At 49.1% G+C, this 17195-nt stretch carries 15 protein-coding genes; 1 reads left to right on the top strand and 14 read right to left on the bottom strand.

Annotated features, from left to right (window positions below; translation table 11 throughout):
- Positions 1-40: 40 nt before the first annotated feature.
- From BMW43_RS15470 to BMW43_RS21230, 3 genes are all read right to left on the bottom strand, one after another.
- A complete protein-coding gene (locus tag BMW43_RS15470; protein WP_091749588.1) occupies positions 41-1636 on the bottom strand; it encodes a putative polysaccharide biosynthesis protein in 1596 nt (531 codons plus the stop codon).
- Between the two features lie 205 nt (positions 1637-1841).
- Positions 1842-3308 carry a two-component system sensor histidine kinase NtrB gene (locus BMW43_RS15465; protein WP_091749585.1) on the bottom strand — a complete coding sequence of 489 codons (1467 nt, stop codon included), beginning with the start codon at positions 3306-3308 and terminating at the stop codon, positions 1842-1844.
- A gap of 344 nt (positions 3309-3652) precedes the next feature.
- Positions 3653-3817 carry a hypothetical protein gene (locus BMW43_RS21230; RefSeq protein WP_177173625.1) on the bottom strand — a complete coding sequence of 55 codons (165 nt, stop codon included), beginning with the start codon at positions 3815-3817 and terminating at the stop codon, positions 3653-3655.
- Positions 3818-4022: 205 nt separating this feature from the next.
- Between BMW43_RS21230 and BMW43_RS15460 the strand changes: the two genes are divergently transcribed.
- Positions 4023-4451 (top strand): hypothetical protein, encoded by a 429-nt coding sequence (locus BMW43_RS15460; RefSeq protein ID WP_091749582.1) that lies wholly within the window; start codon positions 4023-4025, stop codon positions 4449-4451.
- A 228-nt stretch (positions 4452-4679) separates the two neighbouring features.
- Here the strand turns inward: BMW43_RS15460 and mutY are convergent, their stop codons facing one another.
- The 11 genes from mutY to BMW43_RS15405 all read right to left on the bottom strand — a co-directional run bounded on the left by mutY (position 4680) and on the right by BMW43_RS15405 (position 16938).
- Positions 4680-5735: an A/G-specific adenine glycosylase gene (gene mutY / locus BMW43_RS15455; protein ID WP_143050638.1), complete on the bottom strand. Its 1056-nt coding sequence runs from the start codon at positions 5733-5735 to the stop codon at positions 4680-4682.
- A 249-nt stretch (positions 5736-5984) separates the two neighbouring features.
- Positions 5985-7283 (bottom strand): sensor histidine kinase, encoded by a 1299-nt coding sequence (locus BMW43_RS15450; protein ID WP_091749579.1) that lies wholly within the window; start codon positions 7281-7283, stop codon positions 5985-5987.
- The gene (locus BMW43_RS15445; protein WP_091749577.1) at positions 7284-7961 is read right to left on the bottom strand and encodes a response regulator transcription factor; all 678 of its coding nucleotides are present in this window, start codon (positions 7959-7961) and stop codon (positions 7284-7286) included. It lies immediately after the preceding gene.
- 41 nt (positions 7962-8002) lie between these two features.
- The gene (locus BMW43_RS15440) at positions 8003-9595 is read right to left on the bottom strand and encodes an ArnT family glycosyltransferase (RefSeq protein ID WP_177173624.1); all 1593 of its coding nucleotides are present in this window, start codon (positions 9593-9595) and stop codon (positions 8003-8005) included.
- A 17-nt stretch (positions 9596-9612) separates the two neighbouring features.
- The gene (locus BMW43_RS15435; RefSeq protein ID WP_245732520.1) at positions 9613-11169 is read right to left on the bottom strand and encodes an ArnT family glycosyltransferase; all 1557 of its coding nucleotides are present in this window, start codon (positions 11167-11169) and stop codon (positions 9613-9615) included.
- 410 nt (positions 11170-11579) lie between these two features.
- Positions 11580-11765, bottom strand: coding sequence for a hypothetical protein (locus BMW43_RS15430; RefSeq protein WP_091749571.1), 186 nt, complete (start codon positions 11763-11765; stop codon positions 11580-11582).
- An 87-nt stretch (positions 11766-11852) separates the two neighbouring features.
- The gene (locus tag BMW43_RS15425) at positions 11853-13307 is read right to left on the bottom strand and encodes an ArnT family glycosyltransferase (RefSeq protein WP_091749568.1); all 1455 of its coding nucleotides are present in this window, start codon (positions 13305-13307) and stop codon (positions 11853-11855) included.
- 38 nt (positions 13308-13345) lie between these two features.
- The gene (locus BMW43_RS15420) at positions 13346-13948 is read right to left on the bottom strand and encodes a DedA family protein (protein WP_091749565.1); all 603 of its coding nucleotides are present in this window, start codon (positions 13946-13948) and stop codon (positions 13346-13348) included.
- A gap of 18 nt (positions 13949-13966) precedes the next feature.
- On the bottom strand, positions 13967-14569 hold the full coding sequence (locus BMW43_RS15415) for a phosphatase PAP2 family protein (protein ID WP_091749562.1): 603 nt from the start codon (positions 14567-14569) through the stop codon (positions 13967-13969).
- 193 nt (positions 14570-14762) lie between these two features.
- The gene (locus BMW43_RS15410) at positions 14763-15455 is read right to left on the bottom strand and encodes a response regulator transcription factor (RefSeq protein ID WP_091749559.1); all 693 of its coding nucleotides are present in this window, start codon (positions 15453-15455) and stop codon (positions 14763-14765) included.
- Positions 15427-16938 (bottom strand): sensor histidine kinase, encoded by a 1512-nt coding sequence (locus tag BMW43_RS15405; protein ID WP_091749556.1) that lies wholly within the window; start codon positions 16936-16938, stop codon positions 15427-15429. Before BMW43_RS15405 ends, BMW43_RS15410 begins: the two co-directional genes overlap by 29 nt.
- Positions 16939-17195: the final 257 nt, after the last annotated feature.

Raw genomic sequence — 17195 nt, 5'->3', positions numbered from 1 at the left:
AGGACGCAGCGGCGCGTCCTCTTCACCTTCTTCCAAGGCCTTATTTTTTCAGCCACTTCCGTCTTTGCAAAAACTCGGCCAGCCATTGACCGATATAGGGCAAAATACGAATATCCTGTTCCACCAGACCGCCGGTCAGGATTAAGACAACCCCGTATACCAGACTGCCAGCCACAATAGCGACGGCGGTAGCGATAAATACGCCACCGGCTGACAGCAGGCCAAAAGCAGTGTAAATCACGCCGCCCATGGCGACACCGGCAACCAGCATTTTACCTGTTTCCACAAGATCAATGCTAAAGCCGGTATAGCGCTTCACAAAATAAATATTCAGTATGGCAGCCACCGCATAATCGGCCACCGTTCCCCAGGCGGCACCGACAATCCCCCACCAGGGAAGTGCCACCAGAATCCAGTTAATCAGCACTTTTACCAGAAGGGAAATCACCATATTAACCAACGGGATACTGGTATGGCTTAAGCCCTGCAAAATACCGGTGGAAACCTGCTGCATACCCAGAAAAAATATGCCGATAACCATGACGGCGACGGTAGTCCCCGCCTCCGGTGCCCCATAAAAAATCTGCGACACCGGCGTCGCCAGAATACTAAGCCCAATACAGGCAGGAATGGTAATTAAATTGGAAATACGCATAGCTGTTGCCACTCTCTGATAGGACATCTGCCGGTCACCCAGGGCGGCGGCTTCCGAAATGGCCGGCACCAGGCTTAGCGCAAGGGATGCCGTCAGAATAGTGGCCATATTGACCAACGGCAGCGCCATGCCGGTCAGATAGCCGTATAACTCGGTCGCCCGTTCGACGGAAAATCCGGCCGCCTCCAGGCGCAGCGGCACAATAAGCAAATCTAAAATAGCCACCACCGGCAGCAGCATCTGGGCCAGTGACACCGGAATGGATAGCTTGACAATCCGCCGGATAATGCTGCGTTTAGTCTCCTGGACAGCATAAGCCACCTGATCCTTCAGCTTTTCCCGGTATCTTTTCTTGAGCTGCCAGTAATAGGCCAGCAGCACTCCCAGGGCGAACACGGCGCCAGGTGCGGCACCAAAGGTGGCACCGGCCGCCGCATATTCCAGGCCCTGCGGCAACAGCATGCTGGCAAAGGCAATCATCGTCACCACCCGAACCAGTTGTTCCACGATCTGCGACACAGCTGTAGGAGTCATAAACTGCCAGCCCTGGAAATATCCCCGGAAGCTGGAAAGCAGGGTCACAAAAAACACGGCCGGCGCCAAGGCGATCAACGAATGATAGGCCCGGGCGTCCCGTACAAAATGTGTATCGATCAGCCAGCCGGCGCCAAAGTACATCAGCAGGCTCATAATCAGGCCGGTAATGGCCATAACGGACAGCGAAACGGTAAATACCCGTTTGGCCCCTTTAAAATCATTGTTAGCCAGCTTTTCCGCCGTAACGATGGAGATGGCTACCGGGAAGCCGGCCGACGATACGGTAAAGGCCAGTACATAAATAGGAAACGCCAGTTGATAAATTCCAATCCCTTCCGCGCTTAGCACCCGTGACAAAATCATCCAGTTTAGCGCACCGGTCACCTTGACAATGGCGCCGCCAATGGTCAATACCAGTGTCCCCTTTAAAAACGCATTGCTCATCTATCCTATGTCTCCGTTCCACTTTTTCTGACATTTCTTCAAATAATCATGATTACATCTGCGGCATAGCCATAGTATCCTCAATCTGCGGAAAAATCACCCGTCAGCACTAAACTTTTGTCAGGATATAATCAAACCGCACTAACCGTGCGCCAATACTTACATTTTACCTTGTTCCACTCATTTTTTAAACCATTATCTTGCACTAGCTACCAGCAACCTGAAAATAAATTGTAAAAACCGTCCCCTTGCCCGGTGAGGATTCTACCTCAATCGTTCCCTCGTGACGCTCTACGATGCTTTTGCAAACAGCCAGACCCAGACCGGTCCCCTCCGCTTTGGTCGTAAAAAACGGATCAAACACCTTGTCGAGAATATCCTGGGGAATTCCACAGCCCGTATCGGCAATGCACAACCGGACTCTGTCGCCTTCCCGGTCGGTCCGGATCAGCAGGTTTCCCCGACCAACCATAGCTTCAATGGCGTTGCGCGTCAGGTTTAAAATCAATTGTTTGGTTTCCTTGCTGTCCAAATAGGCCGCCGGCAACTGATCGGCCAATTCCACCTGCAGGTCAATGCCCTGCTTGATGGTGTCGGCATAAATAAGCGGATACAGCCCCTGGATAATATCATTGAGGCTGTACCGCCCCTTTTCGAGTTCTTTGTCCCGCGCCAGCGACAGGAAATCGGAAATAATGTCGTTAACCCGTTTCAGTTCGTCCATAATCAGGGCAAACTTACTCTTCGACCTTTCCTCCGCCTTTTGCGCCATCATCTGAACAAACCCCATCACTACCGTCATGGGATTGCGAATTTCATGCGCTACGCCAGCCGCCATTTGCGATACCAGTTGCAGCCGGTCCAGGCGGCTGATTTCCCGGCCCAGTTTTTCTTTCGTTGCCACTTCGGCTTGTACTGCTGTCTGCAATTGAACCAGCCGTTCAAACAGCGGCACCAGCACAGGGTACTCCCGCAGCCGCACCGGTAATGTATCGGACTGCCGCCACTCCTCCACCAGTTGACGCAGACCGGTTTCCATCCTTCTAAATAAATGCCATAACAAAATCATCGCTAAAAACCAGCAAATAAAAAATACCGCCAGCCGCTCGGCCGCCGGCCACATCACCGCGGCATCCCAAGGCCGCGCCTTGCAATTGATCCACACATGGCCCCGTACATGGCCTAGCGTCACCGGATAGGTTAACAGCAGTTGCTCCTTCCCGTCCCAGGTGAAATCGTTTTCTACATAAGGCATGCTAACGCGCTGCAGTTCAAAATCCCGCAGCGGGTCAAACAACAACGTTCTCCCCAGCAGGCTGCCGTTAAAAGGCGTCACAGCCACAACCTGCAGGTCCTCCAGATAAAGTCCCAGGGAATAAAGCGGATATCCTTCGGCAAATTCATCCAGCACCGGCTGCAAAGCCGCATTGATCCGGGCCCGTTTCTCCCGCTCCGAAAAGCCGGCCGGCAATTTTCCCTGGCTGTCCAGCCTTTCCAGCACCGGCAAAAGCCTTCCTTCCAGTATGGCGGCAATTTTTAATAATTCCCGCTCTTTCTTCGCTAGATCAAGCTGTCGCTGATCGTTCAGATGAACTAAAGCAAAGCAAAGAAAACCAACAGTCAGTACCACTGTGATTACCAGATAGGCACGCTTATGAACAGCTATCGGCATCAATAGGATTTCCCCCTTTTTCCGCTAGAAAAACACAACCCTATAAATAATAAAGCGGCATGTGCGCTCCAATGATCTCCACATGCTGATTTATTTTTCACGCCATCGCCGACTCCGTGATCTGAGAATACAAATTAAAATTTTCATTCGCCAAGCAAACCCACAGTCCTGCCCCATATTGATATTTTCCTCGTAACTTCCATGAGTTTGTTAAAAATTCATCACCACACCACTTTACTATTATGAATGACAAATACCTAACAAAAGCTTTGCCTTAAGGCAAAGCTTTTGTTAGGTGACCTGTATGCAAATATAGATAGCCCAGACAAGCACTTATACAGAGCTTAGTTTGTGGCAGACGGTTTTTGCGCCGCAGATTTGGACAGCACGTCCTTAAAACTGCCCGACGATTTTCTTTTCCCCGCCATGCCATTTTGCCGGCGGTCATTATCACGATATTGCAGGTCAATCCTTTGAACAGGTTGTATCGCCATAACTCTGGTAATCATATTTTCGCCCTCCTTGGCTCATATAATACCTTCTACTATATATATCGTGATAAATCGCCCGGATATTAAGATAATACGGATTTATTACCAAAAAATCATGTCAGCGTTTTATCAGGAAAGCTATTTATGTATTTTCGAATTTATGATACCATTAACAAGATACTTGCTTCGACATCTTGCTGCTAAGAAAGGACCATCCTGATTTATGGGTTTGTTAAGTATTTTTTCTTTTGCTTTCTCTTTCTTTATTCTTTGGAACACCGTAATTGACATATTTTCACCGGCTTCCGCCGGCGAAGCATTCGCCGAGGAGGAGGATGCCGAATTCGTTACCAGGGAAAGCGAGCTCATGTCCCTTCTGCTGTCGGCCGTGATGAATCTCGGCTGGATGGGCTATGTCTACTACACGGTACATACACCACTATCCGGCATCTTATATTCGATAGCGCCGCTTTTTTTCATCGCGGAAATGTTCCTGCTTATCAAAGCTTCCGATCAAATGCTAGAACAGTCCGGTGATTTTATCGCCGCCGGCATGTTCTTTTTGCAAGTCTATTTTGCCTTGCTCTATCTTGCTTATTGTCTCGATATGCTGGGGAGTTTTTTTTACGGAGCCGCCCGTTCCTGGTTATAGTGGTCTGTCCCAGGGGAACTGCTGGTTTAATAAGCCTGCCAGGCTGGCGAGAGATTTTTTCGGCTGGCAGGGAAGTAAAACCGCAGGAATAGCGGTCCCTATTTCAAGGTTTAGCTGACGCAGCCAGACGGAAGAAGATTCGCCAGGCTGTGCAGTGTGAATAAATCAGTGGTTCCCTAAGGCTAAAAAAGGAGTTTTCTTTGCTATCTTGCAAAGAAAACTCCTTTTTTATTCTTTATTGCCCCGTAAGGCCACCGCTACATTGTGATGCGGACCGGCCCAGGGAAGACGGTCCCCGTCGTTCAAGCTGAACCAGCGGGCTTTATCCGGCAGTTCCGGCGCAGCGGACAGCAGGCGACAACGATAAAAAGTCATATGCCACTGGCGGTGGCTAAAGGTATGAATCAGTTGTTTTTCTGCCTCCATTACCCGGACCTCCAAAAGAAATACCGACTGCAGCCAGTTCCGCAGTTGGTCCGCCTCCGGTAACGCATCCTTAAGCTCTACCGAGGGGAACTCCCACATGCCGGCCAGCAAGCCGGCGGCCGGACGCTGACAGATCAGATAGCGGCCGTCCTGTTCCAGCAGCGCGGCGGCCAGCCTGACCTTAGCCGGCGCTTTCTTAGGAGACCGCACGGGCAGTACCTCCTGTACGCCCCGTTCATAAGCCAGACACAGCTCCCGGACCGGACATTCCGGGCAGCGGGGCCGCTGCGGCACGCAGATCATGGCTCCCAAATCCATCAACGCCTGATTAAAATCCCCCGGCCGGTCCCGGTCTATTTGCTCCTGCACCAGGCGGTAAACGGCCCGCTTGGCCGGCGCCTTTAAAATATCCTCTTCCAAACAAAACAACCGGCTGAAAATCCGCAGGACATTGCCATCCACCGCCGGAACACGGCGATTATAGGCAATGCTTAAAATCGCGCCGGCCGTATAATCACCAACACCCGGTAACGCCCGAACCTGTTCCTTCTCCTCCGGCATGCTGCCGCCATAATCCGCGCAAACTTCCCGGACACCGGCCAACAGATTTCTGGCCCGGCTGTAATAGCCCAACCCCTGCCAATAGGTCAGCACCTCCTGCTCCGAGGCCCGTGCCAGCTCGCCGGGGGTGGGAAAGCGGGCAATCCAGCGCTCGTAATAGTCTTTGACCGCTTCCACCCGGGTTTGCTGCAACATGATTTCCGATACCCATATTTTATAGGGGTCCTTGTCCCGCCGCCATGGCAAATCACGGGCATTTTTATCGTACCAGTCAAGCAGCAGGGCCGCAATCTTCATACCTGTTCTCCTTTACGCCGTACATCTTATGTTACGTATTATACCATAGTACCTTGACCAGATCTCCGGCCAAGGTACTAGAAAAATTTTTATTATTTTTTTCGTACAATGTATAATTCATCCAAAATAGCGCAATAATAGTAGTGCATGAAGATTTTCTAAACTTTCTCCTCTCCCACTTTACAAGCCGGTCACTTCGATCGGCTTGCTTTTTTTGTGTTTGGGCATATATCCATGATAGTTCATTCCCTAGAAAGCCCGGGGCAGTGTGACAATAAAGGAAGCCCCCTGGCCTGGCCGGCTTTTTACCGTAATTGTTCCGCCATGAGCCTCGGTAATCCATTTGGCGATCGACAGCCCCAGACCGCTGCCGCCCATTTCACGGGACCGTTCCTTATCCATCCGGTAAAACCGTTCAAAGATCATCGCCTGCTCACTCTCGGGAATACCGGGACCATTATCGGTCACTCCCAACACTACCTCTTCCGCCTTGGCAGCCCGTTCCAAATTGACCACTACCCGGCCGCCGGCTGGCACATATTTTATTCCGTTATCCAGCAGGATCAGCAATAATTGATTAATTCGCTCCTTATCAGCAAAAATAAGCAGTGAAGTTTCGGCGGCACTAAAATCAATTTTTATAGTCTTCTCCACCGCCAGGTGCTGCATGGCCCGAACGGCCTGCTCCACCAGTGGCACTAAGTCAAAATTTTCCTTAAAAAGGTTGATTACGGCGGCATCTGCCCGGGCCAGGGTCAGCAAATCGCTGATCAGCCTGGTCATTCGCCTGATTTCGTCCTTCATATCGGCCAGCACCTGCCGTACAAAACCCTGTTCCTCATTCTGCTGCTCAGCCTGAACCGCTTCCACTGAAGCCATCAGTACGCTGAGTGGCGTCCTTAGTTCGTGCGAGGCATCAGCCACAAAATCCCGCTGCCGCTCATAGGATTTTTTTATAGGAATCATCGCCCGGCCAGCCATAATATAGCCGCCGGCCGAGGCAACCAGCAAAAACACCAGTGAAACCAGCACCAGAATATACAGCAGCGTCTGTAAAAGCTGATAGTACTGACTGCTGTCACGACCGACATACACCGTCCCCAGCTGCTCCTCCCCATGCATGACCGGCAGGGCTACCAGCATCATCAGTAGATCCTTATCGGTATTTGGCAAATCCACCGGCAACCGCACCACTTCGCCCATCGGCGCATTCCAGTGAGCAATTTCGTCGAGTACAGCATCTTCAACGACAGAATTAGGCTTTTCCGCCGTAATCATCTTACCGGTATTATCAAACGCATAGGCAAACATTCTACCCATGTCCCGGTTCTCCTGATCCTGGAAGGCCTGTTGCAGCAGCTCACCATGCATCATCACGGCAGCGTGCTCACGGGCTTCCTCCTCGGCAAACAGCAGTACTTCATCCTTCTCGTTTGAATACACCACCCACGACAAACCAAAATAAGTGCTCACCACAAAGGCCAGTAAGAAAAAACCCATAAAACCGGAATACAAAAAAGTGAGCCGCCATCTGATCTTGGTGAACATCTACGCTTCCTCCAGTTTATAGCCGATACCCCGTACCGTTTGGAGCAAGCCGTTGCCGCCGCTGGGGTCGATTTTTTTGCGCAACAGGCGAACATAGGCATCCAAATTATTGGACGTGACCTCCGCCTCCAGGCCCCATACCCGGTCCAGAATCAGCTCCCTGGGCACAACCTGTCCCTTATTTTGCAGCAGCATGTCCAGAATCTGAAATTCCCGGCCGGAAAGCTGAATCTTATTCCCGTCAGGCTGGCGCAGCACCCGGCTGGTTCGTTCCAGAGCCAGTCCGCCAAACTCGATGACATCCTCTTTCAGCTGATGAGAACTTCGCCGGCAAAGCGCCCGCAGACGCGCCAACAGTTCGGAAAACTCGAAGGGTTTCACCAGATAATCATCGGCGCCGGTATCCAGGCCAAGCACCCGGTCTTCCACCGCATCCTTGGCGGTCAGCAGCAAAATAGCCTGATGATAACCCTGCTCCCGCAGTTGCTCGCAAACTGCCAATCCCGTCTGCCCTGGCATCATCCAGTCCAAAATAATGACATCATAAGGCGAATAGGCTGCATACTCAAGTGCCGTATCACCCCTTACCACCCAGTCTACCGTCATTCCCTCTTTTTGCAGCATATGCTGGATCAAATTTCCCAGCCGCCGGTCATCTTCCGCCAACAAAATGTGCATAGCCATTCTCCGTTTTTATTTTCATACTACCATTGTTTCAATTACTTTTCCAGTTTATACAAACAATACTCTTCGGAAACACCCACTTTAGCATAGGCATAGCCTTTCGCCTCTTGTTCAAAATCATTCGTCTTATCAGCGGTTACAACTACCAGGACCGGTCCAGCTTGCTTGTATAACTCCGGCAAGGTACTTTCCGGCATAGTATATTTCAAAGACCAGTTCAGTCCCGCTTGCGAAGGCTTATCCTGTTCGGGGGACTGCATTTTTACCAAAAGGCTGCCACTATAAAAAACGGCCGATGTACTATAAAACTGATAAGTGCCGATCGTATAGCCGGCATAGGGGCGGAGCAATTCGGCGAGCTCCTTTCCCGACCGCTCCCGGGCTGCACCAGGTAATACTAAAACCGAAACGAGAAAATAAAAGCAGAGCATTCCGGCACAACCGACCCAAACCATGGCCTCGGCACCGCGCTTACAACCGCGCCACCAGGTATAACCAATAAGTGCCAGACTAACTGCCGCCAGTCCGCTAAAAACCTCAAAAGAGATAAAAGGGTAGCTGGCGCCGAGAAAGACAGCAAAAGCCAGGGCAAACGGCGCCAGTATCCAGGCGACGCTGTTTCTTATTCTCCGTTCCGTTACAAACAGCACCGCCAGAATAATCACCGGAAACAATAGCGGGAAGGTATAGGTCGGATATTTAGTGGCCATGCAGGAATAAACGACCAAATACAGCAAGATCCATAAGGCCAGCAGAGTATGCAGAGAGTCTTTGCCCAGTTTTTTCACCCCGGCGTACAGTCCACCCAGGGCCAATCCGTTCCACGGCAGTGTGCTGACAAAAAATATTACAATATAATAGTAAAACACATCATCTTTAGGATGTTCCGACACTGTAGCCCGCAGATAATTATGAACACCAAAGAAGGAATTCCAAAAAGTATCGCCATAGGCAAAAAACATATACCCATACCAGGGCAGTACTACCACCAAAAATAGCAATCCCCCGGAGAAAGGGCGCAGATTTCTCAGTTCCGGCCAATTTCGCTCCCAAACAAGGAACAGCACAATAATCAATGCCGGCAGCACCAGGCCAACCGGCCCCTTAGTTAGTACCGCCAGCGCCATGCAAAGGTACATTCCCAGGTAGCGGTATCTCGCCTTATCCCGTCGCGTATAACTTAAATAAAAAAACACCACTGCCGCATTGGCAAACACGAAGAGAATCATATCGGTAATCAGCAGCTTCGACAATAAGAAATATTGGAAAGAAGTTGCCAACAGCCCGGCAGCCAGCAGTCCCTGGCGCGGCGAAGCCACCTGAGAAACAAACCATTCCATGAGCACTACCCCGCCGGCCCCAAACAAGGCTGGTACCAGCCGGGCCGCCCATTCGCTCACACCAAAGAGCGTAAAAGAAAGGTTCAGCAGCCAGTAAACCATGGCCGGCTTATCAAACCATACATGGTCGTAAATCCGCGGTGACAGCCAGTCATTGGCTGTCAGCATTTCCTTGGCCGTCAAAACATAGTTGGATTCCACCGGATCAGTAATGGGAAGTTGCTGCCCAAAACTGGCAAATAGCACAAATACAGCAATAAAGAGAAGCACTCGGTATATATTTTTCATAGTTTCACCAACTTCGCTCATTCTTTCCTGAGCACTACCACATTGTCCGCTACCGCAACAAGCTGCAATTGTTGCTGCTCTGCTGGCGGCAAGCTCCGGTAATTTTTCTCCTTAACAACAAAATAGATTGGCCTTGACGCATTTTTCATTTCGGCCAGCACCTGGTTGATCGAGGTAAGCTCCTCACCAGGCTGCTCCATATAATAAGCAAAACCCGGCCGGAGAAACTTCTCCACATAGACCGGCGCCTGCCCGTCATACTGGGCCTTAAAATCAGCGGCCACATCCTTAACCGACAAGGCCGGCGCTGCCGCCGGAAACAGACAGGTCATCAAAACAACAACAAATAACAGCATGCCGCCGGTAAGCACTCCAACAAGCCGTATCGCCTGCCCCTGTTTCACCGCCAGCCAGGCGCCGGCAGCAGTCAGACCAAAAACCAAGCCGGTCAGAACGACACCCGGGACAAGAGCCGGCAGATACTCCAAGGCTCCCCAAACAAGCCCACCTTCCAGCAAACCAAAGAATAACAGCAGTAAAATAACCGGTTTGCCAAACACGCCTTGTACCGCCTCCCGGGAGATGCAATGATCGATATACCAGCCGGTTAGCAGGGCTAAGGGGGGATACATCGGTAAAATATACGAAATCAACTTAGTCTGCGACAGGCTGAAAAAAACAAACACCGCTCCCGCCCAGATAGCCAGACAACTCAACTCCCGGCCAACCAGTCCTTTCCGTTCCTGCCAGATGCGTTTACCGGTTTGGCCAAGAAACACTGTCCAGGGAAAAAAACCAAGTAAAAGCACAGGAATATAGTAATACCAAAGCGTCCCGGACGGATGTTCCGGTTTAAGAAACCGGGTTACATTATGAAAGCCGAGAAAGGTATCTACAAAGTCCATGCCATGAAAATGGTACATGGCCAAATACCAGGGAGAGGCAACCAACAACATCAATAGTGTTCCGCTAACTAGTTTGATCCGTTTTATCTCCCCAAAGCCCCTTGTCCAAACAAGATGGGCTAGAACAATGGCTGCCGGTAAAACAATAGCTACAGGACCCTTGGTTAAAACCGCCAGTCCGGCAGCCGCATAAGCCGGATAGTACCTTCCTTTTAGGTACAGCAACAAGGAAGCCGTCATAAAAAAAGTCAACGTAATATCGGTTACAGCCGCCTTGCCCAAGTAAAAATATTCCACACTGGTCGCCAGCACCAAGGCAGCAATAAGCCCGGCCCGCCGGCCAAAGATTGATTTGCCGAAACGATAAACCAGGAGTACGCCACAAACGGCCAGCAAGGCCGAGGGAAATCGGGCGGCAAACTCGCTCTGCCCGAACAGCTTAAACGAACCGGCTACCAGCCAATAATACATGGGCGGCTTATCATACCAAAAATCACCGTAGATCCGGGGTGATATGAAGTCCCCCGTTTGCAGCATCTCCCTTGCCGTCTGGGCATAAACCGGTTCATCCGGATCCAAAAGCGGCAAATGTCCCAATTGAAAAAACATAATAAACGCTGCCACCAGCACAACAATAGTCAATTCTGCTTTTCTATCCCATTTCATCATATTTGTCCTACCCTTCCAGTCTTGCTTAAGAAACCGCTGTTATCAGGCAAAATCTTGCTGCCCGTCATAAAAAGCTTGCCGGTTCCTCTGGTTAGCCCAAGTATAAAAGCAGATTCTGAAAAAAGACTGAAAACCTCTCAGTCATAAAAAAAGCCGGCAGAACGGTCCAATCCGCTCTTCCGGTTTTTGCCAAACCATTCTATTCTTGCTTCGCCGCCAGATCATTGTTATAGCAGGACTATCGCATCATTCACCTTCGTTTCCGCCGGCCCTGTCAAAAATAAACCGCTCCTGGATACCAACAACGGGATAAGCCTCGTCATCACCTTCCTCCCGAAACCGCCTACTGGCCTTCACAGCATAAGAACTATTAAATAACCACGACAGCGCTCCGGCAACACCATTGAGGACTATATAGATTCTGGCTTTTTTGCCGTCAATGATGGCTGCCCAGCTTGCAGAGCCTTTGCTGTTGCAGCAACATCCCCGCCTGTGCCATTATCATAGTCGCCGTTATTGTCTTTGCTTCTAGCCGTAGCTGCGGCTCGCTGAAGAGTTAAATAGCGATTTGCTGAAGAAACGGCATTAATGTTCATACCACTCACCTCCTTTCATTCGCAACTATCTGTCTAACCAGCTACCGCCTATGTTGGAATTTTTTTTTGCTAAGGCGTGTCTTCAAGCTAGTCGGACCCTTGAGCCGGTCGGTAATATATCGTTGCCTCGGGCAACATTTTAACCACTTTCCACTCGTCTGTTTTGAATGATTTATCAAAATCACTGCGTTTGTTTTTATCCACGATGATATACAAATTCTTGTTGTCAGGAAGTTCTTCAAAGGAAATAAACGGCATCACATTCTTACTGCTCCAGCTCATCGCCTTAGGTCTAACCTTTTCCAACTCATTAGCATGCACCAGATTATAAACCGTTTTATGCCCGTAGAAGACAACCGATGCCTTATAATCACCGTAATTGATAACCATATCCCCGGTTTGCACATGACCTTGCAAAGCAACGGCAATATTCCGTCCCGAATAAGAGCTATTACAAAGTGGAACAGCCACCAAAAATGTCAAAGCCAGATAAAAGCAAATACTGAATGCCACAAGACGCTTAACCAGTCTTTCCTGTGCGTAAAGCAGGCGTGCAGCTAAAATAGCAGTCGGCATCAAGGCCGGCAGAGTGTATGTCGTATACTTTGTTGCCATACACTGATAGAATCCGTTGACCAAAAACGCCCAAAGCAACAGAAAGACCGTTGTCTGATCAAGGACCGGCCACTGACGCTTTTTCCAGTATTTCCGAATAACCATAGGCAGACTAAAGCACCAGGGAAAGAAGCCCAGAAAGAAAATAACCGTATAGTAATACCACACATTAAACTTCGGATGCTCCGACACTGTGGCCCGCAGCACATTGTGAATACCAAGGAAGGTGTCGAGAAAAATCTGCCCATGCAGTTGATACATGATATAGTACCAACCGCCTCCCACAAGCAGAAAAATTGCCATACCGCCCAACCATCTCATATGCTTGATCTCAGCAAAATCACGACACCAGAGAATAAATACCGTTATAATAAAGCCAGGCAGTAAAATTCCGACCGGCCCCTTGGTAAGCACCGCCAACCCCGCAAACAAATAACAAAGATAGTAATAATTTTTATGCTGGCTCGTATAGGCAAGATAAAAAAAGACAAGCACGGCATTGAAAAAGAGAAATAAGCTGAGGTCGGTAATGACCGTCTTTGAAATAAGCCAATACTCAAAGGAAGTGCCCAGGATCAATGCTGAGAAAAGACCTGTCTTGGCATCGTAAACTCTGCGGGCAAAACCATAAACCATAAACAAGCCGGCAACTCCGGCAAGAGCCGGAAAAAAGCGGGCAGCAAATTCATTGACGCCAAAGACCTTAAACGCAGCAATGAGTTCCCAATAAAAGAAAACCGGCTTATCATACCAATAATTACCGTAAATGCGTGGTGATATATAATCACCTGACGCGAACATTTCCGCCGCGGTTAGCGTATAATTTGACTCAACCGGATCTGTGATCGCAATGAAAGAATTGCCAAGGAAAAACAAAACCGCACCTATAGCCAAAAGAATCAATATATGTTTTTTTGTAGTTGTCATACTTCCCCTCTCTAGCTGTCCCTATCATGTCTATTCCCTTACCTGCTGCCATCGTCCCGGACATTTCTGTAGCGTTTATACCGCACATATAATACGGACAGAACCACTACAGACAAGCCAATAAAGGCAATACTTGCTTCATGACCAATGTCAGTTAAAAGCCGCCAGCCTTCCCCCAGCATCATACCCGCCCAAAGCATTAATACCGTCCAGGGCAGTGAACCCATAAAAGTATAAAAGAGAAATTTTTTTACATTCACATGGGCAAAACCCGCCGGGAGAGAAATAAACGTACGCACAACCGGCAGCATACGGCTGAGAAAGACCGCCTTTACTCCATATTGATCAAACCAGCGCTGGGCAAATGCCACATGGGATTCCTTCACCAAAAAATACTTACCGTAATGTTGAACAAAAGAACGTCCGCCACAGTGACCAACTGCATAGGCAAAAACCGAGCCGGCCATACCACCGGCCATACCGGCAACCAAAGCTCCGGTAAAATGCATTTTGCCGGCAAAACCTAAGATAAGCTCGCTGGGAATGGGAATGCAGGCATTTTCAAATCCCATAAGTACAGCAACTGCCAGATAGCCCCACGTATCAATAAAATTAAGAAATATCATGGTAACTTGTTCCATACCCCGCTCCTTTCCAATCTATTGCTTATTAAATTCATCTTTACGCACAACAATCACAGATTTCGGCAATACCTGTTGCCAGTGCCAGGAGCGGACTGTCGATAAATGACTGCTCAGCCTGTGAGCAGCCACACCTGATAGGGTACCCAGCAGCACTCCCGCCAGAACATCACTGGGATAGTGCACAAACAAATACAACCGGGAAAACCCGATTCCGGTTGCCAGTAAAAAAGCTGTAGCCCCCAGTTTCCTGCTTCGGCAGAAAATTGCTGCCGCTGCTGCAAAGGAGGCGAAAGTATGTCCTGAGGGAAAAGAATAATCCGTCGGTAACGATATCAGCAAAGGCATCCACGGAAAAACCGTACACGGCCGCAAGCGCGCTGCCAGCGGCTTCAAGATGCCGTTACCCAAAACCAGACTCATCACCAGTGCCAGCAAAACGGTCACACCCAGCCAGCGATATTTTTTTACCGCCAGTAATGCGATACCCAGTACAATCCAGATAATTCCTGAATTTCCTATCGCCGAAAGAAATATCATATACGGATTGAGCACACTGCTAACCAAGTGATTTTGTATCCAAAACAATATGGTTTGATCTAAAGTCACTATCCATTCCATAGTAGCTCTACCTCTTTTCTAGAATAGCTTTAGTATAGGTACTAAAGCTAAACAGTTCCTAAACAGAATAAAAACATTTCCTAAAACTATTTTCGCCAGAAACTAAACTCTGCCGAAAGCAAAAAAAACGAGCTATCTGCCAACTAAAAGCTTTGGCAAAATAGCTCGTTTCTCATTACCATCGATGCAAAATCTAAAATTTATTAAACCGGTAACCGGTCCCCCAAACCGTCTCAATGTAGACCGGATGAGCCGGATCAGGCTCAATTTTTTCACGAATACGGTTAATATGAACCATGACCGTGGCATTGTCGCCAATGGCCTCCATCCCCCAAACACGGTCAAAAATCTTTTCCCGGCTAAAGACAATCCCCGGATTCTCCGCCAAAAATGCCAGCAACTCAAACTCCCGGTTTTTCAACGTCATTTCTTCTCCCTCAACAAAAACACGGCGTGCATCCAATTGGATTTCCAGGCCGGCATAGCGCAGTATCTTATCGCCGGAGTTTTCTCCGCAAGTCAACCGCTCATAACGGGCAATATGTCCCTTCACCCGCGCCACCAACTCATTCGGGCTGAACGGCTTCACAATATAATCATCGGCGCCAAGGCCAAAGCCGCGAATTTTATCAATATCCTCCCGCCGGGCTGATACCAGAAGAATTGGCGTGTTCTTGCGTTCGCGCACCCGGCGGCACACCTGAAAGCCATCTTGTCCAGGCAGCATAATATCCAACAGTATAAGCGCATACTCTTCAGCCAGCGCCTTTTGTAATCCCTGGTTTCCGTCGGCAGCAATTTCCACGGCAAAACCGTTTGCCTCCAGATAATCCCGCTCTAATTCGGCGATGCCGATATCATCTTCCATGATCAAAATCTTCTTCATGTCGTTCCTCCCTGGCAATGGGCAGCAAAATGCATATGGTCAGGCCGCCGCTTTTCCCATTTTTCGCCCAAATGTTTCCGTGCATCGTGGTAATGATCTGCTTTACGATTGCCAGCCCCAGACCGCTTCCCTTGCTGACATTGGTCCGTGCCGGATCGGTACGGTAAAAACTGTCAAATAGCTTGGCTAACTCCGGCGTCGTAACTCCCGGACCATCATCAGCAAATTCCAGGCGCAATTGCTGCTCGCCCTCATTCTCAAGAGAAACCGTCAAATTGCCGATTTCACCTCGTTTATATTTCAGGCTGTTCTCCAGTATATTTTCCACCACTCTCTGGAATTGCATGCGATCAATAAGCACCTGAGAATGCAGGCTATGAGATTGAACGATCAGCCGCAGTCCCCTTGCCAAAAACCGGTCAGCATTTTCAGCTACATAGTCTGTTATATAGTCATGCAGTGGCACTGTCTCCAGACAAAATTCCACCCGCCCCAAATCAAGCTTGGAAAATAGAAACAGGCTTTCTACCAGCTTCTCCATATTGCAAGCTGTCTGATAAATCATATTGAGATAATGCCTTTTCTTCTCGGTAGTTTTAGCAATCCCATCCATAAGACCGCTTGCGTACCCCTTGACAGAAGTCAACGGTGTAGAAAGATCATGGGATATGCCGACTATAAGCTCTTTACGGTTTTCCTCATATTTTTCCTGTGTTTCTCTGGCAGCTTTAAGCTGCACCCTCATCTGGTCAAACTCGCGGCAAGCAATCCCCAGCTCGTCTTTTGTCTCCGTAGATAGCGCATAATCCAAATTGCCCCGTCCTATTTCACCGGCGGCACGACGCAGCTCTTCCAAAGGTATTATAAGCTGTTTAGACAATTGGCGTGAAAGAAACACCCCCGTACCCACGATGATGAATATGGTAAAGCCAATTACCGCAAGAGCTATGATTTCCAGAATATTTTTAATCGTCGACTCTACCCTTTCCCCCTGGGCAAGGAATGGTACATTTCCCACGGCCGCAGCGGTAACATCATTTCTCGAAGATCCATAACGAAAAGCAAAACCATCTTCATCCCAAAGAAAAACCGATCCGCTTCCGGTATAACGATTACTCAGCTTATCCATGACTGTCGATGCATCACTGCCTTGCGTAATATAAAGAACCTTGCCGCCACGCACGATGGCCACCTGAATGCCGTGTGCCTCCAAAGCCTGACAGGCTTCCAGGACTTCGTGCATATCAAGCCCCTTCGCCCGGTCAACCTGCACACGCAAAGAGCTGACCGCCAATTGAACGGACAAAGCCGGTCCTCTTTCCGGCCATAACAGCGAAATTTCGCTTTGCCGCGCATTTCCAGTCAGCCGCAGCCCTACGATTACGCTCATACCAATTAGCAATATCAACAACACAGGAATAAAAATCATCATAAAGTTGGAAAACATCAATTTCTTTCTAACCGATACATCCCGAATTCCCATAGCTATACCGCCTTTTTGTCAATTCAGTACTAATATAAACCAACACTAAAAACAAAACAACAAAAGCCAAATTAAGCACGGTATATTTTATATAAGGGGATTTCCCTGGGGAACCGCTGATTTAATGAGTCTGCCGGCCTGGCGAGAGATTTTTTCGGCTGGCAAGGAAGTAAAACCGCAGGAATAGCGGTCCCTATTTCAAGGTTTTGCTGACGCAGCCAGACGGAAAAAGATCCGCCAGGATGTGCAGTGTGAAT

Source organism: Propionispora vibrioides (assembly GCF_900110485.1).
In the GTDB taxonomy this organism is placed as follows: domain Bacteria; phylum Bacillota; class Negativicutes; order Propionisporales; family Propionisporaceae; genus Propionispora; species Propionispora vibrioides.
This window is presented reverse-complemented; position numbering and strand designations above follow the sequence as displayed.